27 protein-coding genes are annotated in these 26790 nt (G+C 40.0%); 18 read left to right on the forward strand and 9 right to left on the reverse strand.

Annotated elements, in window-relative coordinates:
* The first annotated feature begins 3 nt into the window (after positions 1-3).
* From dcd to L4F93_RS06355, 3 genes are read left to right on the forward strand one after another with little or no spacing between them, the layout of a single operon-like run.
* Positions 4-588, forward strand: coding sequence for a dCTP deaminase (dcd, locus tag L4F93_RS06345; protein ID WP_250349514.1), 585 nt, complete (start codon positions 4-6; stop codon positions 586-588).
* 3 nt (positions 589-591) lie between these two features.
* Positions 592-1893, forward strand: coding sequence for a hypothetical protein (locus L4F93_RS06350; protein WP_250349515.1), 1302 nt, complete (start codon positions 592-594; stop codon positions 1891-1893).
* Positions 1894-1951: 58 nt separating this feature from the next.
* A complete protein-coding gene (locus tag L4F93_RS06355; RefSeq protein WP_250349516.1) occupies positions 1952-3142 on the forward strand; it encodes a sugar transporter in 1191 nt (396 codons plus the stop codon).
* 75 nt (positions 3143-3217) lie between these two features.
* Here L4F93_RS06355 and der read toward each other — a convergent pair whose 3' ends face one another.
* Entirely contained in the window at positions 3218-4750 is a 1533-nt protein-coding gene (gene der / locus L4F93_RS06360; RefSeq protein WP_250349517.1) for a ribosome biogenesis GTPase Der, read from the reverse strand.
* A 291-nt stretch (positions 4751-5041) separates the two neighbouring features.
* On the opposite strand from der, the gene L4F93_RS06365 reads away from it, so the two are divergent.
* The 4 genes from L4F93_RS06365 (at position 5042) to L4F93_RS06380 (ending at position 9560) form a co-directional block, all read left to right on the forward strand.
* Positions 5042-6637, forward strand: coding sequence for a lactate permease LctP family transporter (locus L4F93_RS06365; protein WP_250349518.1), 1596 nt, complete (start codon positions 5042-5044; stop codon positions 6635-6637).
* A 76-nt stretch (positions 6638-6713) separates the two neighbouring features.
* On the forward strand, positions 6714-7445 hold the full coding sequence (locus tag L4F93_RS06370; RefSeq protein WP_250349519.1) for a (Fe-S)-binding protein: 732 nt from the start codon (positions 6714-6716) through the stop codon (positions 7443-7445).
* A 1-nt stretch (position 7446) separates the two neighbouring features.
* Positions 7447-8859: a LutB/LldF family L-lactate oxidation iron-sulfur protein gene (locus tag L4F93_RS06375; RefSeq protein WP_250349520.1), complete on the forward strand. Its 1413-nt coding sequence runs from the start codon at positions 7447-7449 to the stop codon at positions 8857-8859.
* Positions 8859-9560 (forward strand): LutC/YkgG family protein, encoded by a 702-nt coding sequence (locus L4F93_RS06380; protein WP_250349521.1) that lies wholly within the window; start codon positions 8859-8861, stop codon positions 9558-9560. Before L4F93_RS06375 ends, L4F93_RS06380 begins: the two co-directional genes overlap by 1 nt.
* A 201-nt stretch (positions 9561-9761) precedes the next feature.
* Here L4F93_RS06380 and typA read toward each other — a convergent pair whose 3' ends face one another.
* A complete protein-coding gene (typA, locus tag L4F93_RS06385; protein ID WP_250349522.1) occupies positions 9762-11612 on the reverse strand; it encodes a translational GTPase TypA in 1851 nt (616 codons plus the stop codon).
* A 315-nt stretch (positions 11613-11927) separates the two neighbouring features.
* Here typA and glnA point away from each other — a divergent pair, with 315 nt between their 5' ends.
* The gene (glnA, locus tag L4F93_RS06390; protein WP_250349523.1) at positions 11928-13346 is read left to right on the forward strand and encodes a glutamate--ammonia ligase; all 1419 of its coding nucleotides are present in this window, start codon (positions 11928-11930) and stop codon (positions 13344-13346) included.
* Between the two features lie 63 nt (positions 13347-13409).
* Here glnA and L4F93_RS06395 read toward each other — a convergent pair whose 3' ends face one another.
* From L4F93_RS06395 to arsC, 3 genes are all read right to left on the reverse strand, one after another.
* The gene (locus L4F93_RS06395) at positions 13410-13703 is read right to left on the reverse strand and encodes a DUF5377 family protein (protein WP_250349524.1); all 294 of its coding nucleotides are present in this window, start codon (positions 13701-13703) and stop codon (positions 13410-13412) included.
* Positions 13675-13986, reverse strand: coding sequence for an alternative ribosome-rescue factor A (locus L4F93_RS06400; RefSeq protein ID WP_250349525.1), 312 nt, complete (start codon positions 13984-13986; stop codon positions 13675-13677). Before L4F93_RS06400 ends, L4F93_RS06395 begins: the two co-directional genes overlap by 29 nt.
* 80 nt (positions 13987-14066) lie before the next feature.
* Positions 14067-14417, reverse strand: a complete 351-nt coding sequence (gene arsC / locus L4F93_RS06405; protein ID WP_250349526.1) for an arsenate reductase (glutaredoxin) — start codon at positions 14415-14417, stop codon at positions 14067-14069.
* A gap of 232 nt (positions 14418-14649) precedes the next feature.
* On the opposite strand from arsC, the gene L4F93_RS06410 reads away from it, so the two are divergent.
* The 5 genes from L4F93_RS06410 (at position 14650) to artM (ending at position 18663) form a co-directional block, all read left to right on the forward strand.
* Positions 14650-15717, forward strand: coding sequence for an AI-2E family transporter (locus L4F93_RS06410; RefSeq protein ID WP_250349527.1), 1068 nt, complete (start codon positions 14650-14652; stop codon positions 15715-15717).
* Between the two features lie 114 nt (positions 15718-15831).
* The gene (gene artP / locus L4F93_RS06415) at positions 15832-16569 is read left to right on the forward strand and encodes an arginine ABC transporter ATP-binding protein ArtP (protein WP_250349528.1); all 738 of its coding nucleotides are present in this window, start codon (positions 15832-15834) and stop codon (positions 16567-16569) included.
* A gap of 11 nt (positions 16570-16580) precedes the next feature.
* Entirely contained in the window at positions 16581-17303 is a 723-nt protein-coding gene (locus tag L4F93_RS06420) for a lysine/arginine/ornithine ABC transporter substrate-binding protein (protein ID WP_250349529.1), read from the forward strand.
* Positions 17304-17308: 5 nt separating this feature from the next.
* Positions 17309-17980 carry an arginine ABC transporter permease ArtQ gene (artQ, locus tag L4F93_RS06425; protein WP_250349530.1) on the forward strand — a complete coding sequence of 224 codons (672 nt, stop codon included), beginning with the start codon at positions 17309-17311 and terminating at the stop codon, positions 17978-17980.
* On the forward strand, positions 17980-18663 hold the full coding sequence (artM, locus tag L4F93_RS06430; RefSeq protein ID WP_250349531.1) for an arginine ABC transporter permease ArtM: 684 nt from the start codon (positions 17980-17982) through the stop codon (positions 18661-18663). The genes artQ and artM overlap by 1 nt, the downstream gene beginning before the upstream one ends.
* A gap of 252 nt (positions 18664-18915) precedes the next feature.
* Here the strand turns inward: artM and grcA are convergent, their stop codons facing one another.
* Complete coding sequence (grcA, locus tag L4F93_RS06435; RefSeq protein ID WP_103854707.1) at positions 18916-19299, reverse strand: autonomous glycyl radical cofactor GrcA; 384 nt, start codon at positions 19297-19299, stop codon at positions 18916-18918.
* A gap of 282 nt (positions 19300-19581) precedes the next feature.
* Here grcA and ung point away from each other — a divergent pair, with 282 nt between their 5' ends.
* The 5 genes from ung (at position 19582) to pfkA (ending at position 23646) form a co-directional block, all read left to right on the forward strand.
* Positions 19582-20250 carry a uracil-DNA glycosylase gene (gene ung, locus L4F93_RS06440; protein WP_250349532.1) on the forward strand — a complete coding sequence of 223 codons (669 nt, stop codon included), beginning with the start codon at positions 19582-19584 and terminating at the stop codon, positions 20248-20250.
* Between the two features lie 21 nt (positions 20251-20271).
* The gene (gene yaaA / locus L4F93_RS06445) at positions 20272-21048 is read left to right on the forward strand and encodes a peroxide stress protein YaaA (RefSeq protein WP_250349533.1); all 777 of its coding nucleotides are present in this window, start codon (positions 20272-20274) and stop codon (positions 21046-21048) included.
* A gap of 52 nt (positions 21049-21100) precedes the next feature.
* A complete protein-coding gene (locus L4F93_RS06450) occupies positions 21101-21652 on the forward strand; it encodes a hypothetical protein (protein WP_395897875.1) in 552 nt (183 codons plus the stop codon).
* Positions 21652-22566, forward strand: coding sequence for a cation diffusion facilitator family transporter (locus L4F93_RS06455; protein ID WP_250349535.1), 915 nt, complete (start codon positions 21652-21654; stop codon positions 22564-22566). Before L4F93_RS06450 ends, L4F93_RS06455 begins: the two co-directional genes overlap by 1 nt.
* A gap of 114 nt (positions 22567-22680) precedes the next feature.
* On the forward strand, positions 22681-23646 hold the full coding sequence (pfkA, locus tag L4F93_RS06460) for a 6-phosphofructokinase (protein ID WP_250349536.1): 966 nt from the start codon (positions 22681-22683) through the stop codon (positions 23644-23646).
* 69 nt (positions 23647-23715) lie between these two features.
* Here pfkA and ndk read toward each other — a convergent pair whose 3' ends face one another.
* The 3 genes from ndk to L4F93_RS06475 all read right to left on the reverse strand — a co-directional run bounded on the left by ndk (position 23716) and on the right by L4F93_RS06475 (position 26777).
* Positions 23716-24141, reverse strand: a complete 426-nt coding sequence (gene ndk, locus L4F93_RS06465) for a nucleoside-diphosphate kinase (RefSeq protein ID WP_250349537.1) — start codon at positions 24139-24141, stop codon at positions 23716-23718.
* 8 nt (positions 24142-24149) lie between these two features.
* Positions 24150-25457, reverse strand: coding sequence for an aminopeptidase PepB (gene pepB / locus L4F93_RS06470; RefSeq protein WP_250349538.1), 1308 nt, complete (start codon positions 25455-25457; stop codon positions 24150-24152).
* A gap of 114 nt (positions 25458-25571) precedes the next feature.
* A complete protein-coding gene (locus tag L4F93_RS06475) occupies positions 25572-26777 on the reverse strand; it encodes a low temperature requirement protein A (RefSeq protein ID WP_250349539.1) in 1206 nt (401 codons plus the stop codon).
* Between the last annotated feature and the right edge of the window lie 13 nt (positions 26778-26790).

Here is a 26790-nt window from a genome sequence, read left to right on the forward strand (position 1 = left end):
ACAATGAGATTATGTGATACTGACATTGAACGTTATTTAGAGCAAGGTATTATCAGCTTAACGCCACGCCCAGATAATGACAAAATCAATGGTGCAACCGTTGATGTACGCTTAGGCAATTCTTTCCGTGTATTTCGTGAGCATACAGCGCCTTATATTGATTTAAGTGGCAAAAAAGAAGAGGTTTCCGCCCAGCTTGAAGCGGTGATGAGTGATGAAATTCTCATTGATGACGGTGAGGCATTCTTTCTTCACCCGGGGGAACTTGCCCTTGCGACCACTTTTGAAGCCGTATCTTTGCCCGCAAATATTATCGGTTGGCTAGATGGACGCTCTTCCCTTGCTCGTCTAGGATTGATGGTTCACGTTACAGCACATCGCATTGATCCGGGTTGGAATGGGCGAATCGTGTTGGAATTTTATAATTCAGGTAAATTGCCTTTAGCACTGCGTCCAAAAATGGTGATTGGCGCATTAAGTTTTGAAGTGCTAAGTGGTGAGGCTGCCCGTCCTTATAATCGCCGTCAAGATGCGAAATATAAGGATCAGCAAAATGCGGTAGCCAGCCGTATTGATAAGGATAAATAAGCAATGAAAAAGAAAGCAATACTCATTGTTGCGTTGTTAATATGTATTGGGTTTTGCTTTCTTTTATGGCAACAGTATGCCCGTCTAAGCGACAAATTGCTTGCTCATCTTGAACATAATAAAATCCATATCGGAAAAATAGAAAACCATATTTTTCCTATTCAATTATCTCTTTATCAAATCCATTCTGAGCAAAAACAAGCATTTTCTATCGAAAAAATAGTGCTAGATATTAATTTTACGGCATTGTTTGGGGGGAATATTGAGTTTAATCAAATTCAGATATCAAACGGCCAATTCTCTTCTTTTTCAGGGCAAAATATTAATTTAACTTTAAAAAATACCGCACTTTCTTTGCAAGATATTTCCGATTTATCGCCATTATGGGAACGCAATGAAATTCCCAATTTGTCGCAATCAAAAAGTATGGAAATTATTGTTTTAGCAAAAAAAGAAGCTAGCGACCTGAAATTGCAAGGAAAACTTCAGGTAGAAAAAGGTTATTTGATATTTTCTGCTTTACAAGGACAATGGCAATTTGCACAACCATTATATGCTAATGTGAAAGCATTTACTTTTAGCAATACAAAAGCTCGTTTGAGCTTAGAAGAGGAGCGTTATCTCTTAAGCTTTAACCATTTAACAGTAAATAATACGTTGTTTTCAAAAGGAAAAATTCAGCTAGCTTTTCAACCGCATTTTATTTACGGACAAGCCGATCTTTTATCACAGGGAAAGTTTAATTTTTATTTTTCACAGATGCCATCACATCTAGAATTTATTGCACAGAATGTATTATTTGAACAATGGCTCAATGTGTTACAACTTCCTAGTGTGGCAACAGGGATAGCTCAATTAGAAGGAAAATTATTTTTTAATCAGCATAGCATGACGGAAGGAAACCTTAAGGCTATCGTTACCAATGGCAAAGTAAAAAATCTTAATCTATTAGCGATTATTGCACAACGATTTCCAATTAATTTTGACGAGCAAGCGTTACAAAATATGCACACTGACTTTACACAATTAAAAGCAAACTTGCATTGGGAGCCTCAACAAATACAATGGAAAGATTTACAGCTAGAGAGTGGCTATTTTCGATTGGTGGGTGAAGGAGTTATGTCTCCTGTGAATCAACAATGTGATTTCTTACTTAATCTAGGATTGCAAGAGAAAAAATATCAATCAATAAAACTACCTTTACATTTCTTTGGAAACTGCACATCACCACAGTATGAAATTAAATCAATAGATAATTGGAAAAACCAATTAAGGAATTTGTTAAAACAACATTTTTCCCATTGAGAAAAAACCAAACTTCTATGCTAAAATAGCCCCCTTTTTTTGCTAACCCCAATTAACAATGTTATCTCCCAAAATTGTTCGCCGTGTAAAATTATGGCGCGTTATTTGCATGGCGTTTTCCGCGTTTATTTTTAACACCACCGAGTTTATCCCAGTGGCACTATTATCGGATATCGCGAAAAGTTTCCAAATGCCCGTCAGCCAAACTGGGCTGATGATCACCATTTATGCGTGGATTGTTTCCCTACTTTCCTTGCCCTTTATGTTACTAACCGCAAAGCTAGAACGGCGTAGCTTGCTGATTAAACTATTTATTCTGTTTATCTTGAGCCACATACTGTCCTGTGTGGCGTGGAATTTTCACGTATTGCTGATTTCTCGCATTGGCATTGCAATCTCTCATTCCGTGTTCTGGGCAATTACCGCCTCGCTTACAGTACGCCTTGCACCGAAAGATAAAAAAGCACAAGCGCTCGGTTTGTTAGCAATGGGCAGTGCATTAGCAATGGTGTTAGGTTTACCTTTAGGGCGTATTATTGGACAATGGCTGGGTTGGCGAACCACCTTTGGCGTGATTGGCGTGGTGGCATTTATCGTATTGATTTTTCTCTATAAATTATTACCGCACTTAGTGAGTAAAAATGCCGGTTCATTGAAAAGTGTTCCGATTTTATTTAAACGTCCACTCTTAGTCGGATTATTTGTTCTTACCGCCATTGTGATTTCAGCTCATTTCACCGCATATAGCTATGTTGAACCTTTTATGATCCAAGAAGTGACTATTGCGCCAACAGAAACGACCCTGATTTTATTGCTGTTTGGTTGTGCTGGAATGATCGCAAGTTTTTTATTTGGTCGCTTTCATCGCTTTGGGCCCGCAAAATTTTTACTTATTGCAATGGTAAGTTTAAGCCTTTCCTTGTTTTCATTGCTATTATTAAAACAGCATTCTGCCTTTACCTATCCACTAATTTTATTATGGGGAATAGGTATTGCAGGGATTGGATTAAGTTTACAGATCCGTATTTTACAACTTGCTCCCGATGCAACAGATGTCGCAATGGCAATATTTTCAGGGATTTATAATATCGGCATTGGTGGCGGCGCATTATTAGGGAATCAAGTGATGCAACATTTGGGATTATCTTATATCGGCGTGGTTGGTGGAATACTGGCATTATTTAGCATACTGTTATTTTTATTTATTCATTTACGTTATCGTTATTTGCCAATCCAGATAACGCAATAATTAAGTGCGGTGGAAAAATAGCTCATTTTTCTGTAGGTAATAAAAAAGGCGATGGTTGATCGCCTTTTATTTTAATTATTTCTTTGATTTTTTTATAAATTTCATCAAACGTTTACGCTTACGCAACTGATTTGGAGTCAATTTATTGCGTTTCCCTGCAAATGGGTTACTGCCTTCTTGGAACAGTAAGCGAATTGGTGAGCCAATGATTTTTAGACTGCGACGATAATAGTTTGATAAATAACGTTTATAGCTATCTGGCAGGCGATCAATTTGGTTGCCGTGTACCACAATAATTGGCGGATTATAGCCACCCGGATGAGCGTATTTTAATTTGATTCGGCGACCACTCATCATCGGCGGTTGATGTTCATCAGTTGCCATTTGTAGGATACGAGTGAGCATTGAGGTGGTCATTTTTTGCGTGGCGCAAGCATAAGCCTCTTTAATGGAATCAAAGAGATTACCCACACCGCTACCGTGTAATGCGGAAATAAAGTGAATTCTTGCAAAATCAATAAAATCTAGGCGACGATCTAATTCTGATTTTACATGATCTTTAACCTCTTGATCTAAACCGTCCCACTTGTTTACCACGATAACTAAAGAACGCCCAGCATTTAAGATAAAGCCAAGTAAGGAAAGGTCTTGGTCGGAAATCCCTTCACGCGCATCAATGGTGAGTAGTACCACATTGGCTTCTTGAATTGCTTGTAAGGTTTTGATTACAGAGAATTTTTCTACCGTTAAATGCACCTTTCCCCGTTTACGTACCCCAGCGGTGTCGATGATCGTGTAATGCTGACCATCACGTTCCATCGGAATAGAAATGCTATCTCGTGTTGTACCGGGGAGATCGTAAACCACGACGCGATCTTCACCTAAAATACGGTTCGTGAGGGTAGATTTACCCACGTTAGGACGCCCTACAATAGCAATTTTGATATTTTGCTCTTGCTCGCTTTCTTCTTCCTCCTCAAGGGCTTCATCTAAAAGCTGGCTATCTTCTTCGTTGTTGAAATCAAACTCGTGATCCCATTCATCTTCTTGGTTTTCTTCGTTATTTTTCACCGCACTTTGGTTTTGCGCTGCTTCTTTTTCCGCATTCTGTTCAGCAAGGGGGGCAAGCACTTGTTCCATTAACGCGTTCACGCCACGCCCTTGTGAAGCGGCGATTTGTACAATTTCGCCTAGCCCAAGCTGATAAAATTCAGCACAATGTGAATCGGCATCAATACCGTCAGTTTTATTGGCAACCAGCACGGTGGTTTTATTTTGACGTTGGCGTAAATATTGGGCGATGCCAATATCGGCAGAAGTTAGTCCAGCACGTGCATCAACAAGAAACAATACAATGTCAGCTTCTTCAATGGCAAGTAAGGATTGCTCAGCCATTTTTTCTTCAACGCCTTCTTCGGTACCGTCAATACCGCCCGTATCGATCACGATAAAATCATAACCAGCAATATTGGCTTGACCATATTTACGATCGCGTGTTAGCCCCGGGAAGTCGGCAACAAGGGCATCACGAGTACGTGTTAGGCGATTAAATAAGGTGGATTTCCCCACATTTGGGCGACCCACAAGGGCAACAACAGGAGTTGTCATAAAAAACCTCTATCTTCGTTAGGGCAAATTTTCACGGCAAAAACAAAGTGCGGTGAAAAAATAACAAGTTTTTTGCAAAATTGGCTAATTATAGCGGATTTTACCCTGAATGAGAAATGGCTTATTGGATAGGTTAAAGGCTAACTAGAAGGAAGTATTTTTAGCAAAATGTTAAAATTTTTTGTGATCGCTGTCATAATTTCTTAACAAATATTTTACTAAATCGATTAAATCAGCATAGAATGGCGACCCAGTTAAGTCATAAAATTAATTATTGATGGAGTAGTTTGTATGGCTCTTTTTTTGAGTATTTTTCCTATTGTTTTATTAATTTATTTAATGGTAAAACGTAATGCGTTGCCATCTTATGTTGCTTTGCCGTGGATTGCGGTAGTGGTATTAATTATTCAATTTATTTTCTTCGGTACAGATATTGCCACTGTGAGTGCCAATATTACTGCGGCATTGGTGGCGGTTCAAACGCCAATTACGGTGATTTTCGGGGCAATTTTATTTAATCGTTTTTCTGAAACCTCAGGGGTAACGAATACATTACGTAAATGGTTGGGAAACATTAATCCAAACCCTGTTGCACAAATTATGATTATCGGTTGGGCATTCGCGTTTATGATTGAAGGAGCTAGTGGTTTCGGAACACCCGCCGCAATTGCTGCCCCAATTTTAGTGGGACTAGGTTTTCCGCCATTAAAAGTGGCGATGTTAGCCTTAATTATGAACTCGGTTCCCGTTTCTTTCGGGGCGGTAGGTACGCCAACTTGGTTTGGATTTGGGCCTTTACACCTTAATGAAGGGCAAATTTTAGAAATTGGTTCAATGTCAGCATTAATTCATTCTTTTGCGGCATTAATTATTCCATTAATGGCATTACGTTTAATTGTCGGCTGGAGTGAAATTCGTAAAAATCTTGTGTTTATTTATATCAGTATTTTTGCTTGTGTGGTGCCTTATTTCTTATTAGCACAAGTGAATTATGAATTTCCATCATTAGTGGGTGGGGCAATTGGCTTGTTGGTGTCTGTATTCGTGGCGAATAAAGGCATCGGTTTAGCAAAAGTGGAAAATAACCTTGACGACAATGCAGTAAGTATGGGGCAAGTGGTAAAAGCCTTATTGCCAACAGGGTTACTCATTGCGATTTTGATTGTAACACGTTTGCAACAATTACCATTCAAAGCAATGATGAACGATGCGACAACTTGGCTTAGCGTGCAATTAGGCTCATTAGGTTTATTTGAAATTAGCCACGGCTTGATTTTCAGCTTAAAACACATTTTTGGCACATCAGTTAATGCAAGCTATAAATTGCTTTATGTGCCAGCATTAATTCCATTTGTGGTAACCGTATTAATTTCTATCCCATTATTTTCATTGTCGGCAAGTAAAACCAAAGAGATTTTTATGGGAAGCTTAAGACAAACTCGCAATCCATTTTTAGCACTCGTTGGGGCATTAATTATGGTGAATTTAATGCTTGTGGGTGGCGATAATTCAATGGTGAAAATTATCGGTCGAAGTTTCGCTGAAGCCACAGGGGAATACTGGACATTATTTGCTTCTTACTTAGGCGCGGTAGGGGCATTCTTCTCTGGCTCAAATACGGTTTCTAACCTGACCTTTGGTAGTGTTCAACTTTCCACAGCAGAAATTACGGGCTTGTCAGCCACCCTTGTGCTTGCCTTACAATCTGTGGGCGGCGCAATGGGGAATATGGTATGTATTAATAATATCGTTGCGGTAAGCTCAGTATTAAATATTGATAAACAAGAAGGCACGATCATTAAGAAAACCATTATACCAATGATTGTTTATGGTATCATTGCCGCACTTGTTGCATTATTTATTATTCCACTTTTCTTTAACGTTTAGTGCGAATTATTACAAATCAGGCAGAGGCAACTTTGCCTGATTTCTTCATTTCTATTTGATTATGTTGGAGTAATTTATGAACGTAAATTTTTACGTTACTTGTATCGCTGATGTTGTGAAAGCCGGCGTTGCAAAAAATACAGTATTATTACTAGAAAAATTGGGCTGTCATATTGTTTTCCTTGAAAAACAAGGGTGCTGTGGACAGCCTGCGATTAACAGTGGTTATACCAAACAAGCCTTAGCAGGAATGAAAAACTTGGTAGAGACCTTTGAAGTGAATGATTACCCTATCGTTGCCCCTGCCGGTTCTTGTGTTTACGCAATTAAAAATTATCCTGAATATTTTAACCGTTTTGGTGAGGTTGAGTGGGCTGAACGCGCGCAGAAAGTGTCTGATCGTTTTTATGATTTAACGGATTTTATCGTTAATAAATTAGGCGTAACCAATGTGGGTGCGAGATTAACGGGAAAAGCAGTTTATCACCCTTCTTGTAGTTTAAGCCGTAAATTAGGCATTGTGAACGAACCTTTAACCTTATTACAAAATGTGAAAGGGCTAGAATTATTGCCAATTCATAATCAAAGCACTTGCTGTGGTTTCGGTGGAACGTTTTCCGTCAAAATGGCAGAAATTTCTGGCGAAATGGTTACAGAAAAAGTGGCGCATATTACTGAGGTTGAGCCAGACTATTTAATCGGTGCAGATGTGAGTTGTTTGCTCAATATAGGCGGACGTTTAAGCCGTGAAGGCAAAAAGGTGAAAGTGATGCACATTGCCGAAGTATTAATGCAGGAGGAAAAATAAGATGTCATTAAAAACCAGTAATCTTGCATTTAAAAAACGTGTGGATAATGAAATTCACAACGACATTATGCGAAAAGCCATTGTTATGGCGCAAGAACGTATTGGCACAAATCGCCAAAAAATGGTGGACGAACTGGGCCATTGGGAAGAATGGCGTGATGAGGCAAAACATATTCGTAACCACGTTTTAGCTAATCTTGATGCTTATTTATATCAATTAAGCGAAAAAGTGAGCGAAAATGGTGGAAAAGTGTATTTTGCTGAAACGGCAGAAGATGCAACCAATTATATCCGTCAAGTTGCCCTTGAGAAAAATGCCAAGAAAATTGTCAAATCCAAATCAATGGTTACCGAAGAAATCGGTATGAATGAAGTGCTTGAAGCCGAAGGCATTAAAGTGGTGGAAACAGATTTAGGCGAATATATCCTACAAATCGCCGGAGATCGTCCTTCTCATATTGTGGTGCCAGCCATCCACAAAGATCGCCACCAAATCCGTAAAGATTTACACGAAAAATTAGGCTATGACGGGCCAGAAACGCCAGAAGCAATGACCTTATTTATTCGTGAAAAAATCCGCCAAGATTTCTTAGAGGCGGACATCGGTGTGAGTGGATGTAACTTTGCCGTGCCAGAAACGGGCAGCCTTTGCTTGGTCACCAACGAAGGAAACTTGCGTCTTGCCACCACGGTACCGAAAACGCACATTGCCGTGATGGGAATGGAACGTATTGCGCCTACCTTTGAGGAAGTGGATGTTTTAATCACAATGCTTGCCAGAAGTGCAGTCGGTGCAAAACTAACCGGCTATAACACTTGGCTAACAGGTCCGCGTCTTACGGGGGAAACAGATGGCCCTGAAGAATTCCACTTAGTTATCGTGGATAATGGCCGTTCAAAAATTCTTGAAAGTGAATTTAAAGAGGTATTACGTTGTATCCGTTGTGGAGCCTGTTTAAATACTTGCCCAGCATATCGCCAAATTGGTGGACACGGTTATGGCTCAATTTATCCGGGACCAATCGGATCAGTCATTTCCCCATTACTAGGCGGTTATGAAGATTTTAAAGAACTGCCATACGCCTGCTCGTTATGCACAGCTTGTAATTCCGTTTGCCCAGTGAAAATTCCATTGGCACAGCTTATCCTAAAACACCGTGAGCATATTGCTCAAAGTGGTATGACGCCTGCAGCAGAGCGTTTATCTATCTTTGGCTTCAATTTTGCAAATTCCCACCCAACGTTATGGAAAGTGGGCGTGAATGTTGGGGCGAAAGTTGCCAGTAAGTTCATCAAAAATGGTAAAGCACCGCTTGAATTTGGGGCATTAGCAGAATGGACAAAAGCACGCGATCTACCAAGTGCAGATGGCGAAAGTTTCCGTGAATGGTTTAACAAAAGAGAGGCAAAATAATGGACGTACAAAATAGAGAAAACTTTCTGAACAAACTTGCGGAAAAAATGGGGCGTCCACGCCAGCTTGTGCCAGAACCAATGCCTGCACCGCTGAATGATTATGCCACTACACGTTTAACTGATCTTAACCCGCAAGCTTTATGCCAAGCATTTATCGAATCAGCAAAAGCGATGATGGTTGATGTGATTGAAACAAATGAAGCAGAAATACAAAGTGCGGTGCTTTCTGTGTGTGAAAAATATGGTGGTGGGCCAGTTATTCTCACGGGAGATGAGCGTTTAGTGCAACTTGGTATTACTCAAGCGGTACAAGCACATTACGACACTACGGTCTGGCTACCACAAAATGGCGAAGAAAACCTAAAACACGCAGAACAAGCGAATATCGGTATTGCTTATGCAGAATATGGCTTAGCTGAGTCAGGGGGGATTGTGTTATTTTCAGGTAAAGATAAAGGCCGTTCAGTAAGTTTATTGCCTGAAAAATCCATTGTGGTAGTACGAAAAAGCCTTGTTTTACCTCGCGTCGCACAACTTGCTAAAATTCTGCACGATAAAGCCGTGTTAGGGGAAAGAATGCCTTCTTGTGTGAATATCATTTCAGGCCCAAGTTCCACAGCAGATATTGAGTTAGTAAAAGTGGTGGGCGTTCACGGACCGACTACCAAAGTGTATGTAGTGATTGATGATCTTGCTTAGCACTTAGTTATTTAGCTTATACTGTATTAAAAGTCGAATGGATTTTCATTCGGCTTTTTTGTGTAACGTTAGTTTGAACTTTTGCGAAGACTGACTTAATAAAACTAGGCTAAAGTAAAGGGAACAGCAAGGTTTACGATAAAAAGTGCGGTGGAAAATTTGTAAAAAAACACCGCACTTTTTTGCTTAAGAATAATGGAATTAATGCGTACTCGTACTGGTTGTGGTACGGCTAGCACGCTTGCGTTCCATTTCAGTCAGTAATTTTTTACGAATACGTACTGAAGTTGGCGTTACTTCCACTAATTCATCATCATCAATAAACTCAATGGCTTGCTCAAGAGAGAAACGTACTGGTGTGGTTAAGGCGATCGCATCATCTTTTCCTGAAGCACGCATATTGGTGAGTTTCTTCCCTTGTAAGCAGTTTACTGTGAGATCGTTTGAGCGGCTGTGAATACCAATAATTTGACCTTCATACACTTCCACACCGTGATCGATCATCAGTTTACCACGCTCTTGTAAGCCCCATAGTGCATAAGCAAGGGCTTTCCCTGTACCATTTGAAATCAATACACCATTTTTACGCTGACCGATTTCACCGGCTTTTACGTCATCATAATGGCTGAATGTGGAATAGAGTAGCCCTGTTCCTGAGGTCATCGTCATAAATTCATTGCGGAAACCAATTAAACCACGGCTTGGAATAATATATTCTAAACGGGTACGTCCTTTGCCGTCTGGGATCATATCTTTCACTTCACCTTTACGGATACCTAAGGCTTCCATTACTGCACCTTGATGTTGTTCTTCAATATCAATGGTAACTTGCTCGAATGGCTCTTGTTTACGACCGTCTTCTTCTTTAAAGATAACTTTTGGACGAGATACCGCAAGCTCATAGCCTTCACGGCGCATATTTTCAATTAACACAGAAAGGTGCAATTCACCACGCCCTGAAACACGGAATTCATCAGGGTTTTGGGTCTCTTCTACACGCAATGCCACATTATGTACAAGCTCTTTGTTTAAGCGTTCTAAGATTTGGCGAGAGGTAACAAATTTCCCTTCTTTTCCACAGAATGGCGAGGTGTTTACGCAGAAGAACATTGTTACCGTCGGCTCATCAACACTTAATGCTGGTAAGGCTTCTACATTGTTCACATCGCAAATGGTGTCGGAAATATTGAGTTCACCTAATCCTGTAATTGCTACAATGTCGCCCGCTTGCGCAAGATCTTCTTCATAGCGTTGTAAGCCTAAATGCCCTAATACTTGACCAATTTTGCCATTACGTGTTTTACCTTCACTGTCAATAATGGTCACTGCTTGATTTGGTTTGACTTTACCACGTTTGATACGCCCAATGCCAATTACGCCTACATAGTTGCTATAATCAAGCTGTGAAATTTGCATTTGGAATGGGGCATCAAGCTCGACTTTTGGTGGTTCAACGTGTTCTACAATGGCTTCAAATAATGGCGTCATATCTTCTGCCAGCTCTTCGTGTTCTAAGCCTGCTACGCCATTTAATGCTGAGGCGTAAATAATTGGAAAGTCAAGTTGTTCATCGGTTGCCCCAAGATTGACGAAAAGATCGAAGACTTGATCCACCACCCAATCAGGGCGTGCGCCCGGTCTATCTACCTTATTAATCACCACGATGGGTTTTAACCCGTGAGCAAAGGCTTTTTGTGTAACAAAGCGTGTTTGTGGCATTGGACCGTCAAAGGCATCAACAACGAGTAATACGCTATCCACCATAGAAAGCACGCGTTCTACTTCACCGCCAAAATCAGCGTGTCCCGGGGTATCAACAATATTTATACGGTAATCGTTCCAGTTAATTGCGGTATTTTTTGCAAGAATGGTAATGCCACGTTCTTTCTCAAGATCGTTGGAGTCCATTACACGCTCATCTGCGTCCGCACGGCTTGCTTCAAGGGTGCCTGATTGTTGTAATAATTTATCAACAAGGGTCGTTTTTCCGTGGTCAACGTGAGCAATAATTGCGATGTTACGCAATTTGTTAATATCAATGGTATCTGTCATTTGAAAAGTCTTTTGTTATCAATAATGATGTTTGAATAATGTGCAATCTTATTCGCAAGATTGCACGAAAAGGTTGCAGATTATACAACGTTTTATCGGCTTGAGCTATGAATAATTAGAAATAAGTGGTGTGCTGTCTTTTGGAGAGCATTTTATAAAGTGCGGTGTAAAAATGTCGAATTTTTTCCCCGCACTTGAGTAAAATTAAAATCTCGCTCGCCCCTTGAATTTTGCAAGTGATGTGATATTTTAGCCAACGTGCATTGCACACCCATTATCTCAACTCTAGCAATCATATTTATGAGGATTATCACTATGTCAAATGAAGCGGTCGTTGCCAATGTGTTTAAATTAATTGAAGAGAATGACATTAAATTCGTTCTTCTGCGTTTTACGGATATAAAAGGAAAAGAGCACGGCGTATCTTTACCAGTTAGTCTCATTGATGAAGACTTATTTGAGGATGGTAAAATGTTTGACGGCTCCTCGGTAGAAGGCTGGAAAGCGATTAATAAAGCGGATATGTTATTAATGCCAATTGCTGAAACCGCCGTAGTTGATCCCTTCGCACAAATTCCAACCTTATCCCTTCGCTGCAGTATTTATGAACCCACCACAATGCAAAGCTATGATCGTGATCCACGCTCTATTGCAATCCGTGCAGAAAATTATATGCGTTCAACAGGTATTGCAGACGATGTTTTTTTCGGCCCAGAACCAGAGTTTTTCTTATTTGATGATGTGCGTTTTGGCTCAGCAATGAATGGTAATTCTTATGTTGTAGATGATATTGAGGGCGCTTGGAATACGAATAAAGCCTATGAGGGGGGCAACAATGGTTATCGTCCTCTAACCAAAGGCGGTTACTGTGCCGTTGCGCCAAATGATACCGCGCACGATATTCGCTCTGAAATGTGCTTGATTTTAGAAGAAATGGGATTAGTCGTTGAAGCACATCACCACGAAGTGGCGACCGCAGGACAAAATGAAATCGCGACCAAATTTAACTCACTTACCCTAAAAGCGGATGAAACCCAAATTTATAAATATGTCGTACAAAATGTCGCATTAGAACACGGCAAAACCGCCTGTTTTATGCCAAAACCAATCACAGGCGATAACGGATCTGGTATGCACTGTAATATGTCTTTAAGTAAAGACGGCAAAAATATTTTCCAAGGCGATAAATATGCAGGGCTTTCTGAAACCGCACTTTACTACATTGGTGGCATTATCAAACACGCTAAAGCATTAAATGCCTTTACTAATCCTTCAACCAACTCATATAAACGTTTAGTACCGGGCTTTGAAGCGCCTGTATTATTGGCTTATTCAGCAAGTAATCGTTCAGCTTCAATTCGTATTCCGGCGGTAACTAGCCCGAAAGCAATTCGTATTGAGGCTCGTTTCCCAGATCCAATGGCGAACCCATACTTAGCTTTCTCAGCATTATTAATGGCTGGATTAGACGGTATTGTGAATAAAATTCACCCTGGCGATGCAATGGATAAAAACCTTTATGATCTTCCACCAGAAGAATTAAAAGAAATTCCAGCGGTTGCAGGTTCGTTAGAAGAAGCATTAAACGCCCTCGAACAAGATTATGGCTTCTTAACCCAAGGTGGCGTATTCAGTAAAGAATTTGTGGATGCCTTTATTGCAATGAAACGTAAAGAAGTAGAACGTTTAAATATGACCCCACACCCAGTGGAATTTGAAATGTATTATGCTTAAATCTAGATAAAAGAAAGAGCGGTTGAAAAATCGCTCTTTTTTTAGCTTTAGTTCCTAATTAGATTAAGCCGTTACACCTAAATGACCTATTTTTACCCCTAAAAATCCTAGCGCTACGGGATCAAGGTATTCGCCTAAAAATTTGAATAATTCGCTTAATTCGGTGAAAGTGCGATTAATGTTTACTTGATCTTCTACTTTGCGTGTAAATTCATAGGTGATATGTTCACCTTCAATATGGGCATCAAGGGTGATATAAATTTTCTCAAAAAAATGACTGTGGGCGCCTTCTTCACCGGGATCGCTAATGCGTACATTCCATTCGTTGCTAAATAAACATTCTGTTCTGATTGACATAATGACTTCCTCTATTTGCTATTTTTGTTAAGAAAAACCCGATTATAAAATCTCTGTTGCCAAAAACTTGATAATCGGGCTTTTCAATATATTTCCCTTGATGTTTTGCCTTACGCTGATAGCTGCCTTTGCCTTTTCGTTTCTTTTCAATGCGTTGGCGAAATAATTTATCGGATAATAATGCCTGAATGGCGTTATCTCGAATTGTCCCTTTGTTATGCTGATAGGTGGTGCAACCTTGCACCTCAGCAACGGGCGCAAAAGATTTTTTCTTTTTCATCATTGCCTCTTAATAAATAAAATGGGTAAAAATAATGCCCGCTCAATGATTATGGCGGAGCGGGCGTTATTATAGCGAAGAAATTATAAAATTGCTAAAACACTTTCTGGTGGGCGACCAATCTTTGCTTTTTCTCCATTGACTACAATCGGACGTTCAAGCAAGGCGGAATGCTGTGCGATTGCTTCAAGTAACTGCGTTTCGGTAACGGTGTGTGAACCCAAATGCAATGTGCGGTATAACTCATCTTTCGTTCTCATCATTTCTCGCACACTGTTTAGCTGTAACTTTTGTGCTAATTGTTGCAAGAAATCAACGGAATATTGCTTTTCTAAATAAAGCTCAATTTCCGGCTCAATGCCCTGCTGTTTTAATAACGCAAGGGTTTCGCGACTTTTTGAACAACGTGGGTTGTGATAAATTTTGACGGTCATAGAAAATTCCTTTTATTAGGGGCTGTTGAGAATTCATTTGGGGCTGTATTAGATTAGCACACTCTTTGCTGTCGCTCTTATCAAGGAAAGCATTCTTGATTTTGGACGCCACTGCAATTGTGCTAATTTTAAACGATAACTCAAATGTACAATAAATTATCAACAGCCCCTAATATAAATCCCCCTGATTTTACCTTATAATCGGCACAAATTCTCACTGAAAGGAGGCTTTATGTTAGAAATGTTGAAAAATTGGTACAAACGCCGATTTAGTGATCCGCAGGCGATGGCGTTACTTGCCATTTTACTGTTTGGTTTTATCGCCATTTATTTTTTTAGTGATTTACTTGCGCCGTTGTTGGTGGCGATCGTATTGGCTTATTTGTTGGAAATGCCTATTCGCGTGTTAAATGAGAAAGTCAAATTCCCTCGCTTACTGGCAACCCTTCTTGTGCTTGGTGGCTTTATTAGCATTGTGCTGATTATTGCGCTGGTACTCATTCCCACCTTAGTGAATCAAACGATTAATTTGTTCAGTGAATTGCCACATATGTTTAATTCCCTTAACGATTGGCTACTTTCTTTGCCTGAACATTATCCTGAAGTAGTGGATTATCAAATGATCGACAGCTTTTTCACCAGTGTGAAAAGCAAAATTTTAGGCTTTGGCGAATCGGCGCTCAAACTTTCAATTTCTTCTATTATCAGCCTTGTTAGCTTGGGCATCTATGCTTTCCTTGTGCCATTAATGGTATTTTTCTTATTAAAGGATAAACAAGAATTACTCACTTATATCAGTGGGTTTTTACCTCGCAATCGCAAACTGGCTGATGAAGTATGGCAAGAAATGCAAAAACAAATTGCCAATTATATTCGTGGCAAAATTATTGAAATTCTTGTCGTTGGTGTGATTACTTATGCAATCTTCCTCTTTTTTGATCTGCGTTATGCCTTATTGCTTGCGGTTACCGTGGGGCTTTCTGTCCTTGTGCCTTATGTGGGGGCGGTGTTAGTGAGTATTCCGGTAGCTTTAGTGGCGATGTCGCAATTTGGTATTACGCCGACTTTTTGGTCATTAATCGCTGCTTATGTGGTAAGTCAAATTTTAGATGGAAACCTGCTTGTGCCATTTTTATTTTCTGAAGCGGTAAACCTCAATCCACTGACTATCATTGTTGCCGTACTTATTTTTGGTGGATTATGGGGCTTCTGGGGCGTGTTTTTTGCGATCCCCCTTGCTACTTTAGTCAAAGCAGTGGTGCATTCTTGGCCTTCTGATGAAAGTGCGGGACAAAGTTAAGCGAATTTTCCCCTTAAAACAAAAGTGCGGTGAAAATTTTTAACTTTTTATTTGCATACTTATGCAAAAAATATTAATATTATTTCAACTTTGAATGTAGAGCTAACAACAAAAATGACCATTAGTGTAAAAAATCTCAATTTTTTCTACGGTTCATCACAAGCCCTGTTTGACATTAATTTAACGGCGGAAGATGGTGATACCGTGGTTTTATTAGGGCCAAGTGGTGCAGGAAAAAGTACACTGATTCGTACTTTAAACCTGCTAGAAGTGCCAAAATCAGGCGAACTCGTTATTGCCAATAATAAATTTGATCTTTCTGCGGCAAGGGCAAACCCAAAACAAATGCGTCAATTACGTCAAGATGTGGGAATGGTATTTCAGCAGTACAATTTGTGGCCACATTTAAGCGTGATTGAAAATTTGATTGAAGCCCCCGTAAAAGTACTAGGTTTGGATAAAGAAACCGCGAAAAAACAAGCGTTTGAATTGCTTGCCCGTTTACGCTTGGAAGAATTTGCTGAGCGTTTTCCATTACATCTTTCTGGCGGGCAACAACAGCGTGTAGCGATTGCGCGCGCATTAATGATGAAACCACAGGTTTTATTATTTGATGAACCTACGGCAGCACTAGATCCTGAAATCACCGCGCAAGTGGTGTCAATTATTCAGGAACTGCAACAAACAGGCATTACTCAAGTGATCGTAACGCACGAAGTTTCTGTGGCACAGAAAGTTGCGACCAAAGTGGTGTATATGGAAAAAGGTCATATCATTGAAATGGGGGATGCAAGCTGTTTCACCCAACCGAAAACGGAACAATTTAAACAATACTTATCTCATTCACATTAAGGAATTACACAATGAAAAAATTACTTTTAGCTACACTTTTAGCAAGTTCAGCCGCAATGGTGCAAGCACAAGATATTACCTTTGCAATGGAACCGAGCTATCCACCCTTTGAATTAACCAATGAAAAAGGCGAAATTGTGGGCTTTGATGTCGATATTGCTAACGCAATTTGTAAAGAAATTGAAGCCACTTGCCATTTTAAAAGCCAAGCTTTTGATGCGTTAATTCCAAGTTTAATTAAAGGACGTGGGTTTGATGCAGCAATTTCCGCCATTGATATTACGGAAGCGCGCGCTAAGCAAGTGGCATTTAGCCAGCCTTACTATGAAAGCTCTGCAAGCTTTATCGCGGTGAAAGGGAAAGCAGATTTAGCCACAGCGAAAACCGTTGGTGTGCAAAATGGGACAACTTATCAACAATATGCCAACGCTGAAGCAAAACAATACACAACAAAATCTTATGCAAGTTTGCAAGATGCAATTCTAGACTTAAAAAATGGACGTATTGATTTGATCTTTGGTGATACCGATGTATTGCGTGATATGTTCGAGAAAAATCCAGAGTTAACTTTTGTGGGCGAGCGTGTTACGGATAAGCGTTACTTTAACAATGGTTTAGGTATCGCCGTAAATAAATCTAACACAGCTTTAGTGGAAAGTTTAAACAAAGGTATCGAAGCCATTAAAGCAAACGGTGAATACCAAAAAATTTACGACAAATGGATGACTAAATAATCGCTATGTTTGTGGATTATCTTCCTTTAATGTACACCGCAACCCTAATGACCTTAGGGTTAGCGGTGTGTTCTTTATTCTTCGGGCTTATTTTATCACTCATTTTTGTTAGCTTAGAAATGAGCAAATGGCAATCTGTGCGTAAACCGAGTGCTATTGTGATCACGTTATTGCGCGGCTTACCTGAAATTCTCGTGGTGTTCTTAATTTATTTTGGTATTCCCGAAGTTTTGGAATTAATCACAGGAAAATATTTAGAACTTAGCCCGTTCTTTTGTGGCGTGCTTGCACTTTCTATCATTTTTGCTGCTTATGCTTCACAGTCTCTGCGTGGGGCAATTAAAGCAATTCCATTAGGACAATGGGAATCGGGCGCTGCCCTTGGTTTAAGCCGTGGTTACACCTTTTTGCATATCATTATGCCACAAGTTTGGCGACACGCCTTACCGGGGTTGAGTAATCAATGGTTAGTGCTATTGAAAGATACTGCCTTAGTTTCATTAATTGGGGTACACGATTTAATGCGTCAAGCTGAATTGATCAACACAAGAACACACGAACCCTTCACTTGGTATGGCTTTGCCGCATTGATGTATTTAGTGATTACACTAATCAGCCAAATGCTAATCCGCAAGCTTGAATGGCGCTTTACCCGTTTTGAAAGAGGAGTGGAATAATGATTCACGATTATTTCATCACCATCGCACAAGGCATTCCAACAAGCTTATTGCTTACCATTTCGGCCCTCTTTTTGGCGTTTATTTTAGCCATTGCATTGACCTTTATTCTTGCTATGGAAAATAAACTATTAAAAAGTGCGGTAAATATTTTCCTCACTTTATTCACCGGCACACCGCTATTAGTGCAATTTTTCTTAATTTATTACGGCCCCGGACAATTCCAATGGATCGTAGAAAGCCCAGCTTGGGCGCTATTGTCTAATGCGTGGTTTTGTGCAATGCTCACCCTTGCTTTAAACAGTGCGGCTTATTCTACACAGTTATTTTATGGCGCAGTCAAAGCGATCTCCAAAGGGCAGTGGGAAAGTTGTGCGGCACTTGGATTAACTCGTTGGCAAACCCTCAAAATTTTAATTCCTTATGCCTTAAAACGTGCTTTGCCCTCTTACAGCAATGAAATCATTTTGGTGTTTAAAGGCACGTCTCTTGCGTCAACCATTACCATTTTGGATATTATGGGTTACGCAAGACAACTTTACGGCACAGAATATGATGCACTCACTATTTATGGAATTGCAGGTGTTATCTACCTTGCCATCACAGGCATTGCGACATTATTATTACGCAAGTTAGAAAGCAAAGTGCTGATGTTTGAAAGATTAGAAGTGGAGCGTTCTTAGCGTGGAAATATCGCCAATGCATAACATTTCTCACTAGAAGAACATTTTAAAATCTCCCGTATCTGTTTTACTTTTGAATAAAAATTTTGTGGAGATAAATAATTTTATCTCAACAAAGTTTTTTGGGGAAAGGGATAAAAAGATTTTTTATTCCCTTGAGTTTTTTGAAAATTATTTGAAAGTAATACAGTTAGAAAAAAATCGCCCTAAAGTATAGGGCGATTTTTTGCGTCTAAACTACAATCAGATAAATTATAAACTTTCAGTGAAAGTACGAGTAATTACGTCACGTTGTTGTTCTGGTGTTAATGAATTAAAACGTACTGCGTAACCAGAAACACGGATTGTTAATTGTGGGTATTTTTCAGGATTTTTCACCGCATCTTCTAAGGTTTCACGGCGTAAAACGTTCACGTTTAAGTGCTGACCACCTTCCACTTTTACTGTTGGGGCAACATTTACTGGCAATTCACGATATTCGATTTGACCTAATTCGCTTACTGCTACGATTTGATCTTCTGCGAAATCACCTTTTGCACATAAACAACGTGCTTCACCTTTTTCACTGTCTAATAACCAAAATGAATTTAATAAGTTATCATTTGCGGCTTGAGTGATTTGAATACCTTTAATCATACGAACTCCTAAATTTGTGTGTTAATTAATCATAAGTTGGTAGGGATTTTATCAAAAAATTTGACCAATTCAATTATTTTGATATGGATCAGATTGAATTTGCCAAACAAAAATAGTGAAATTGATATACATCAAAAATAAAATGAAATCATTATTTTAAATTTAACATTTAATTAACATTTATTTAAAGAATGGTTAAATAATTAAATCAAAATAGAGGCTGTTAATTTGGGGGGAGGTTATTTATAATCTCATTCTAAGTTTAACGCTGAGGAAAACAAAATGAAAACGTGGAAAGATGTGATTGGTGGCGAGAAAAGCCAGCCTTATTTTCAGCAAATTTTACAGCAAATCCAGCGTGAAAAAGCGGTGGGTAAAATTGTGTATCCACCAACGAATGAGATTTTCAATGCTTTCAAATTAACCGAATTTGATCAAGTGAAAGTGGTGATTTTAGGGCAAGACCCTTACCACGGTCCAAATCAAGCGCACGGGCTATCTTTTTCGGTGAAGCCCGGTGTTGCGCCTCCCCCTTCGTTAGTGAATATTTATAAAGAATTAGCCAATGATGTGGGCTTTCAAATTCCTCAGCACGGCTATTTAGTCAGCTGGGCGCAACAAGGCGTGCTATTATTGAACACGGTTTTAACGGTGGAACAAGGCAAAGCCCATTCCCATTCAAACTTTGGTTGGGAAACCTTTACTGATCGTGTTATTTCAGCCTTGAATGAACAGCGAGAAAATCTTGTGTTTCTCTTATGGGGCAGTCACGCACAGAAAAAGGGGCAGTTTATTGATCGACAAAAACACTGTGTTCTCACAGCACCCCATCCCTCACCTTTATCGGCACATCGTGGTTTTTTTGGCTGCAAGCATTTTTCTCAAGCGAATGCCTATTTACAACAACATCAATTATCGCCAATTGAATGGCAGCTCCCCTTAATGGTTTAGCATATTTATAAGGATTTCATTATGTTAGCAATTATCTCTCCCGCTAAAACCCTTGATTTTGAAAGTGCGGTAGAAAAATTTGACGTTTCTCAGCCTGATTTAACGCAATATAGCGAACAGCTTATTGATATTTGTCGCCAGCTTGCACCAAATGAGGTGGCGTCTTTAATGTCAATTAGCGATAAACTAGCCGCATTAAATGTGGCTCGTTTTGCCCAATGGGATAAGGTTCACCACGAACAAAACTCACGCCCAGCGATTTTTGCTTTCAAAGGTGATGTGTACACGGGGTTAGATGCAGAACATTTATCTCGTGAGGATATTTTATTCGCGCAACAGCATTTGAGAATGTTGTCAGGCTTATATGGTTTGTTACGCCCTTTAGATTTAATGCAGCCTTACCGTTTAGAAATGGGAACGAAATTAGCCAACCCGAAAGGCAAAGATTTATATCATTTTTGGGGCAATATTATCACGACGACGCTACAACACGCGTTAGATCAACAAGGGGATAATGTCTTGATTAATCTTGCTTCGGATGAGTACTATAAATCCGTCAACGAAAGTGAATTGAATGCACATATTGTGAAACCAGTTTTTTTAGACAATAAAAATGGGAAATATAAAGTCATCAGCTTTTATGCGAAAAAAGCGCGCGGTTTGATGTGTCGCTACCTTATTCAAAATCGGCTCACCCAAGTAGAACAATTAAAAGCGTTCGATCTCGCAGGTTACTGGTTTGATGCCACTTCATCAACAGAAAAGGAATTTGTGTTTAAACGTGATTTGAGTGAATAAAATGAAAGCGCTAATTCAATGGATTAAGGAAAAGAGAAGTGCGGTAAAAAAAATGGGTATTTTTTTCACCGCACTGAGTATCACGGCGTGTAGCATTTCCCCGCAGCTTGCTGTGTCAGAAGCGATTAATCACGGAGGGCAAACTTATTATCTTGCTTCGCAGCAGGATCTCGGTACGATTGCGCGCTATGTTTATGTCCCAAAAGGTGAAACTGCTGAGCAATGGCACAGTGCCATTGAGCTGTTGCAAGACCGCAATAAGGATAAGCTTTCTTTAGCCGATCGCATTGCCTTGCGTAAACGTGTTTATCGTAATACTGGCGTGCAACATTTTGATATTTATACAAGAAAAAATGAACTTTTTGCTTTTGTGATTTATGATCCTAGCGCACAAAATCCAGATTGGCAGGTAAATGTGGCGCGGGGGAAAAACATTCCATTTTGTGGGTTTGTACAATATCAATATTCTGTGAAAATTGCCAAGGATCGCAAATTGATGAATATGGCGCATCGCAGAGTAATTCGTTATTTGAAAAAATATATTGTTGATAAAGAAATGCAAAAATTAAACCGTACCCCTTTCGCTTGGAGTTGTAATAGCTAATGCAAGAAGTCTATTCCAAACAGGTGAAGCGGGCAGCAAACTGTGCGATTTTCACCGCGTTGCTATTAATTTTAGTGAAAGGCTTCGCGTGGTGGAAAACGGATTCTGTCAGTATGCTGGCTTCTATTACAGATTCTACGCTAGATTTATTAGCCTCTTTTATGAATATGCTGATCTTGCGTTTTGCTTTAATGCCAGCAGATCATAATCATTCTTTTGGACACGGCAAAGCAGAATCTCTCGCCTCACTTATTCAAAGTGCGTTTATTTCAGGCAGTGCGATTTTCCTTTTATTACAAGGTATTTACCGTTTAACCTCAGCACAGCCGTTAAATCAAACCGCTCTCGGTATTATGGTAACGCTGTTTTCCATTGTGGCAACATTGTTACTGGTACTTTATCAAAGCCATATTATAAAACAAACGGATAGTCCTGCGATTAAGGCGGATCGTTTGCACTATCAAACAGATTTACTAATGAATATGGCGATTTTATGTTCTTTAGGCTTGAGCTTATGGGGCGTGCTGTGGGCGGATGCAGTGTTTGCTATTTTTATTGCGTTATATATTTTATTGAATGCAGCAAAAATGTTTTACAATGCCATTCAGTTGTTGCTCGATCAAGCCTTACCCCCAGCAGAAATTGAGCAAATTGAACAGGTTATCCAATCACAACCGAATATTTTAGGCTTTCACGATTTGCGTACTCGCCGCTCAGGGGCGATTCGTTTTATTCAATTCCATTTAGAATTAGATGATCATCTTTCTTTTGTGGAAGCGCATCAAATTACCGATCATCTTGAACAACGTTTACGCCAATGTTTTCCACAGGTGGATATTGTGATTCATCACGAACCGACCAGTGTGGTACAAATAGAACAGGCGCAAGCTGATAGCTTACAGCAAAATAATTAGACCTAAATCAAAATGTGATAGAATTCACGAAATTTTTCTAGAGCGGATTTGGTGAATAGTGTAAGCTACGCACAGTTTTTATATTATTAACTTTGAATAAAGGTATTGACTATTATGATTAAAAAAATTGCCGTATTAACCAGTGGTGGTGATGCACCGGGAATGAATGCTGCGATCCGTGGCGTCGTTCGTTCAGCCTTAGGAGAAGGTTTAGAAGTGTATGGTATCTATGATGGTTACCACGGGTTGTATAACAATAAAATTAAGCAATTAACGCGTTATAGCGTATCCGATGTGATTAACCGCGGGGGAACTTTCTTAGGATCAGCGCGTTTCCCTGAATTTAAGAAACCTGAAGTGCGGGCAAAATGTGCGGAAATTTTACGCTCACACGGTATTGATGCCTTAGTCGTGATTGGGGGAGATGGTTCCTATATGGGAGCAAAATTGCTCACCGAAGAACACGGTTTCCCTTGTGTTGGTATCCCGGGGACGATTGATAATGATGTGGCAGGAACAGACTACACCATTGGTTATCAAACTGCATTAGAAACGGCGGTAACAGCGATTGACCGCTTGCGTGATACTTCAAGCTCTCACCAACGTATTTCAATCGTAGAAATTATGGGCAGACATTGTAGTGATCTGACTATTTCAGCGGGGATTGCTGGTGGTTGTGAATATATTGTGGCTTCTGAGGTGGAATTTAACCGTGAAGAGCTTATTCAACAAATTGAACGCAGTATCATCAAAGGAAAACGTCACGCGATTATTGCGATTACAGAATTAATCTGTGATGTGAATGAACTTGCCAAAGAAATTGAAGCACGCGTTAAACACGAAACGCGTGCAACAGTATTAGGTCATATTCAACGTGGTGGTACACCTTGTGCGTTTGACCGTATTTTAGCTTCTCGTATGGGTGTTTATGCGGTAGATCTGTTATTACAAGGTAAAGGCGGTTACTGCGTAGGTATTCAAAATGAGCAGCTTGTGCATCACGATATTATTGATGCGATCAATAATATGCGCCGTGAATTTAAAGCGGACTGGTTGAAAATGGCGGCACGTTTGGATTAATTTCCTCGATTTTATCCGTATAAAAAGAGCCAATTTTTATTGGCTCTTTTGCGTTTTGAAATAACAAAATTATTCTGCTCTCGGGCAAATTTCCCCTTCGACAAAGAAATAGGCAATTTCACGGGCAGCGCTTTCAGGGCTATCAGAACCGTGTACGCAGTTTTGTCGTTGGCTAAGTGCAAATTGCTTACGTATTGTCCCTTCTTCTGCTTTTTCTGGATCTGTTGCCCCCATTAAAGTGCGGTAATTTTTAATCGCATTTTCTTTTTCTAGTACGGAAACCACCACAGGGGCGGAAGTCATATAATCGACTAAATCAGTAAAAAATGGTTTGCCTTGATGTTCCGCATAAAAACCTTCTGCTTGTGTTTGGGTTAAATGTACCATTTTCATTGCAATGATGCGGAAACCTTCACTTTCTAAACGGTTAAGAATTTTACCAATTAAGTTACGTTCTACCGCATCCGGTTTAATGATAGATAATGTCCGTTCCATCTTTCCTCCTATGAATTTGCTTTGTTTAAGAGTAAATGAGCGAGTGTTTGCACACCAATGCCTGTTGCCCCCGCAGCCCATAAATCACTGGCTGATTTACGATAAGTGGCAGAGCAATCAATATGCAACCAATGTTGTTGATAATTCTTCACGAAATAGGATAAAAACGCCGTTGCCGTGCTTGCACCAGCGCCCACTGGCACGGTACCGATATTGGCAATTTGCGCAAATGATGATGAAATTTGATGACGGTGGAATTCTTCAAAAGGCAAACGCCAGAATGGCTCATTGCTGATTTGTGCCGCGTTAAAGAGGTCGGCAACAAGTTCGTTATCCATTGAAAGCACCGAGTGGTAATCATTTCCTACGGCGATTTTTGCCGCTCCCGTTAAGGTGGCACAATCAATAATAAATTGCGGATTTTGTTTATCGGCATCGATTAAACCATCGGCTAGTACTAAACGCCCTTCGGCATCGGTATTTAGCACTTCGGCAGTGATGCCATTACGATAAGTGATAATATCTCCTAATTTCATCGCTTCGGCACTTACCATATTTTCGGCACAGCAGAGATAGAGTTTCACCCGTTGGTTTAACCCTCCTGCAATCGCCATACCTAATGCGCCCGTCACTAACGCTGCACCGCCCATATCCGTACGCATTGTGGACATTGAATCACTCGGTTTTAAGCTATATCCGCCACTGTCAAATGTGATGCCTTTCCCCACTAAACAGGCTAAAACGGGGGCATTCGGATCTTGGCTTGGATTAAAATCCAGTTGTAGCATCGCAGGCTTATGGCTAGACGCTTTGCCTACATTCCAAATGCCTTGATAATTTTTCTCTAATAAGGCTTCCGCAGAAATAATCTCAAAACTTACCGCACTTTCACAGGCGTATTCCGCAGCAAGTTCGGCAATAAATTGTGCAGATCGCTCAGCCAATTTTTTTGGGGTGATCACATCAGAGGGTAAATTAATGATTTCTCTAACAAAATCACCGCACTGAATACGGGCAAATAGTTCTGCTTGCGGTTCGTCATCTAAATGAGGAAATTCAATAGCGTAATCTTGCTTTGCGGAATAAAAACCTTGATAAAATGCCCAACAGTTTTCTAGATCCCAATCTTCACCGACTAATTCTACCTCTTTAATACCTTGATTACGTAATTTGCGCGCAGCTTTCTGAATTAAAGTGCGGTCAGAATTTGGGGAGTTTTGTTTGATATGAACCGTGCCTTCATCATTGGAAAAACTCAGCAACGCATTTTCGCCCCAGACTGGGCTGGCAGGTTGTGTTGAAAGGTGAATTAACATAATGATTATCCTCATCCAAATTAGATTTAGTTATCCTAATACAAGTGTGAGAAAAATCAAAATGTTAAATCTCTCCTCGCTCACTTTTTTAGCGAGGGGAGGGGCAGCAAAAACTTAACCGATCGGTTTTGTTTTATAGAAAGAAATCATTGCGATTGGGGCTATTACGGTGAACCAAATTGACCATTGCAGTGGCATACCTAAATACACGCATAGCACGCCGAGGAAGGTGGCTGCGATAGCAAGTACGAAACCAATTACGCTGTAATTCGTATCTTTATCTAAATACCAGCGTAAGAAGGCTAACGCAATAAGATAAATCGCAGTGCAAATGCTTAGGGCGGTCATCGCAAATAGCGGTGAAATAGAATGGGCATTGCTTGCGTGTTCAACAACCTCTGCCATCGTGCCAAATTCTTTTACGGCGTCGGCTAACAGTTCAAGACCTGAGCCTAATGCAGTGAGCGCGATAAAAATCAATAAATGTCCATAGCCATAAACTAACGCATTATTTAAGGTACGTTCATTATGTAAAAATTCACCCCAAGGCATTTTGAAATAAAGCCACCATAAAGAAAACATTAGGGCAGAGATACCCAAACCGAGCGGGAATGCTTCAGTAAGCATTGCTTCATTGCTATGGAATAATGGCGTAATGGCGTTGGTGGCGCCTAAAATACCTTCACCTAATACGATGATAACCAATAATCCGTAACGTTCAGCAATATGGTGTGGGTGCCAAGCAGTTTTATTTGCACTTTCCGCCCAAGCTGGCACGCAAAGTTCTAATAATGCCAAGAATGGAAAGAGATTATTGAATAAATAAGGAAAATTCAATGCACTAATAGTCCAGCAAATTTGGGTGAAAATAATCCCGAAGGCATAACGCAAGCAGGTTATCCGACGTTCAGGATCACTTTTGGCTGCACGGAACCATTGATATGCCATCGCGACCCGCATCACAATATAGCCGATTAAGATCATCGTAAAATCATTATGTTCAAAGACATTATTGATGCCAATGGCAAGAATAATTGCACCGAACATTTGTACCATTGTAACAATACGATAACTAAAATCATCATTGTCATAAGCAGAGGCAAACCAAGTAAAGTTCATCCAAGCCCACCACACACAGAAAAACGACATGGCAAAATGGATTAAGCCTTCACTGAAATGATGTGCAGCTAGGGCGTGGTGTAAACCACTTGCGGTAGCCGCAATGGCGATTACGAAAACTAAATCAAAATAAAGCTCAAGCGTGGTGGCGACACGATGGACTTCGTGGTGATCGCGGGCTTTCATTAATTTATGAATCATTTAATACTCCAGA

Origin of the sequence: Avibacterium sp. 20-132 (assembly GCF_023611925.1) — a bacterium.
GTDB lineage: Bacteria > Pseudomonadota > Gammaproteobacteria > Enterobacterales > Pasteurellaceae > Avibacterium.